The organism is Stenotrophomonas sp. HMWF003, from assembly GCF_003061285.1.
In the GTDB taxonomy this organism is placed as follows: Bacteria; Pseudomonadota; Gammaproteobacteria; order Xanthomonadales; family Xanthomonadaceae; genus Stenotrophomonas; species Stenotrophomonas maltophilia_AP.
The window spans coordinates 1-2,816 of sequence record NZ_QAIW01000119.1 but is presented as its reverse complement, the minus strand read 5'-3'; the positions used below and the strand labels follow the sequence as shown (position 1 = coordinate 2,816).

2 protein-coding genes and 2 pseudogenes are annotated in these 2,816 nt (G+C 68.8%); all 4 read left to right on the top strand.

The window, feature by feature from the left end:
* A pseudogene (locus DBR34_RS04690) lies at nucleotides 1-362 on the top strand (tryptophan--tRNA ligase); the annotation flags it as partial.
* 137 nt (nucleotides 363-499) lie between these two features.
* The gene (locus DBR34_RS04685; protein ID WP_128095910.1) at nucleotides 500-838 is read left to right on the top strand and encodes a hypothetical protein; all 339 of its coding nucleotides are present in this window, start codon (nucleotides 500-502) and stop codon (nucleotides 836-838) included.
* Nucleotides 839-869: 31 nt separating this feature from the next.
* Nucleotides 870-1,805: an MBL fold metallo-hydrolase gene (locus tag DBR34_RS04680; protein WP_128095909.1), complete on the top strand. Its 936-nt coding sequence runs from the start codon at nucleotides 870-872 to the stop codon at nucleotides 1,803-1,805.
* A gap of 75 nt (nucleotides 1,806-1,880) precedes the next feature.
* Nucleotides 1,881-2,816, top strand: a pseudogene (locus DBR34_RS04675) (PA domain-containing protein); the annotation flags it as partial.

The window sequence follows — 2,816 nt, the reverse complement described above, 5'->3', positions numbered from 1 at the left end:
GTGGCCAGCAGCTGCGCGAGCAGTACGCCATTCCGCTGCTCAAGGAGCTGCGCCACGCGGTGGGCCTGCGTGACCTGTCCAGCGCCGGCGACATCGCCGGTGATGCCAGCACCGAAGCGCGTGCGGCACCGCCGCTGTTCAAGCAGTACCGCGAGCAGGACGGCCGCTTCTACTTCAAGCTGCTGGCCGGTGACGGCAGCCTGCTGATCCAGAGCGAGGGCTTTGATTCGCCGCGCGATGCCGGCCAGCTGATCGGCGTGCTCAAGCAGACCGAACACGGCGATGGGCTGCAGAGCGAGCTGTTCAAGCTGGACGCCGAAGTGGACGTGGTGCTGGCCGCGCTGCAGGAACTGCGCGGGTAATGTCGGCCGCGGCGATCCGTAGTGCCGGCCGCTGGCCGGCAACCAAGCGATCGCGGTAGTGCGTGGTGCCGGCCAGCGGCCGGCGCTACCGGTTCGGGCACGTGGCATGATGCGGGCATCCTGAAGGGGAGACTGCGATGGCCTGGTTGTCGTTGTTGTTGTTCCTGCCCTGGTTCGTGCTGCTGGGTGCGCTTTACTGGCTGTTCCCGCGGCAACCGCGCGATGCGGCGCGGCGCACATTCGATGCGGTCGCGCTGCTGCTGGCCTTCGTGCTCAGCATCGCGGCGATGCTGTGGGGCCACCATATCGGCGTGGTGCAATCCGATGCCGGACCGATCTGGCGCCAGGTGCTCGCGGTGCTGTACGCCTACGGTGCGTTCCTGGCGGTGCTGGTGGCTGCCATTCTGCTGCGCACCTCCTGGTTGGCCGGACGTGCGACCAAAGCCGCATCGAAGCCAACGAACGGATCGTCCTAAGATGGGGGCGTAATCCGTCCGGGATGATCCGATGTCGTTCGACCCCAGCATCCACACCATCGATACCGGCTTCATGCAACGCGGTAGTTTCGACGCGGCCTACCTGGTCGTGGAAAACGGCCGCGCCGCCTTCATCGACTGCGGCACCGGGCTGGCCGTGCCCGCGATGCTGGCCGCGCTGCAGCGCGCCGGGCTGTCCGTGGACGCGGTGGACTGGCTGATCCTCACCCACGTACACCTGGACCACGCCGGCGGTGCCGGGTTGCTGATGCAGCAGCTGCCCCACGCCCGGCTGGTGGTGCATCCGCGCGGTGCACCGCACATGGTCGATCCAACCCGGCTGATCGCCGGGGCGACCGAGGTATATGGGCGGTCGCAGATCGAGCGCAGCTACGGCCCGATCCTGCCGGTCAGCCCCGACCGCGTGGTCATCGCCGACGACGGCCACTGCGTGGACCTGGCCGGGCGCAGCCTGCTCTGCATCGATACCCCCGGCCACGCGCGCCACCACCTGTGCGTGTGGGACGCGCGCAGCCGCGCATGGTTCACCGGCGACACCTTCGGGCTGTCCTACCGCGAGCTGGACAGCGACCGTGGCGCGTTCATCGTGCCCACCTCCTCGCCGGTGCAGTTCGACCCGGAACCGCTGAAACAGTCGATTGCCCGCCTGATGGCGTTCGCGCCGCAGGCGATGTTCCTGACCCACTACGGTCGCGTCGACGACGTGGCCAGGCTGGCCGCCGACCTGGTCGAGCAGATCGATGCCATGGTCCACATCGGGCACCAGTGCAATGCACGGCCCGACCGCCACCGCTGCCTGGTGGCGGCGCTGACCGCGCTGTACCTGGAGCGCGCGCAGGCGCACGGCTGCCGTCTTGACGACGCGGCGGTGACCCAGGTGCTGGCGATGGACATCGAGCTCAATGCGCAGGGCCTGGCCTGCTGGCTGGATCGCGATCGCCGCTGACGGTGCACGGTCATGCAGGTGTCACGTTACACTCGCAGGCCCTTGCTTTCCGTGCTGGTGCCTGCCGTGAATCCGATGCGCATGTTGCTGCTGTCGTCCTGCCTGTTCGTGGGTGGTCTGGCCCACGCGGCCAATGACCTGCCCGGCGGCGGCATCGACCCGCAGGCACTGTCGCGGCACGTGCGCATCCTGGCCTCGGACGAGTTCGAAGGCCGCGCCCCGGCGACGCCGGGCGAAGAGCGCACGGTCCAGTACCTGATCGAGGAATTCAAAAAGTACGGCCTGCAGCCCGGCGGTGTGGACGGCAGCTGGGTGCAGCCGGTGCCGATGGTGCGCGCCCAGGTCGATGGCCCGGTGCGCGCGCAGCTGCGCCAGAAGGGCAGCACCCGCACCCTGGCCAATGGCGAGGACGTGACCCTGCAGAGCCTGCGCCCGCAGCAGGCGGTGGCCATCAAGGACGCGCCGCTGGTGTTCGTCGGCTACGGCATCGACGCGCCCGAGCGGCAGTGGAACGACTACAAGGACGTGGACCTGCACGGCAAGATCGCCGTGGTGCTGATCAACGATGCCGACTTCGAGGCCGACCAGCCGGGCGCGTTCGATGGCAAGGCGGTGACCTACTACGGCCGTTGGACCTACAAGTTCGAAGAGGCCGCCCGCCGCGGCGCGCAGGGCGTGCTGATCGTGCATGAAACCGCGCCGGCCGCGTATGGCTGGGCCACGGTGAAGAGCTCGGGCACCTCGCCGCTGTTCGATATCGAGCGCACCCCCGAGCAGGCGCTGGCCCAGCACGTGCCGGTGCGCGGCTGGATGCAGCGCAGCCTGGCCGAACAGCTCTTCCGCGACGCCGGCCTGGATTTCGACGCCGAAAAGCGCAAGGCCATGACCCCGGCGTTCAAGCCGGTGGCGCTCGGCGATGCGCGCCTGTCGGTGGACTTCAAGCTCAAGCGTGAGCAGGTCATCACCCGCAACGTGGTGGCCAAGCTGCCCGGCGGCGCGCATGCCGATGAA

Bases quoted from the DNA above. Each gene is read 5' to 3' on its own strand.
- DBR34_RS04685 (WP_128095910.1), top strand. From the start codon at position 500: ATGGCCTGGTTGTCGTTGTTGTTGTTCCTGCCCTGGTTCGTGCTGCTG.
- DBR34_RS04680 (WP_128095909.1), top strand. From the start codon at position 870: ATGTCGTTCGACCCCAGCATCCACACCATCGATACCGGCTTCATGCAA.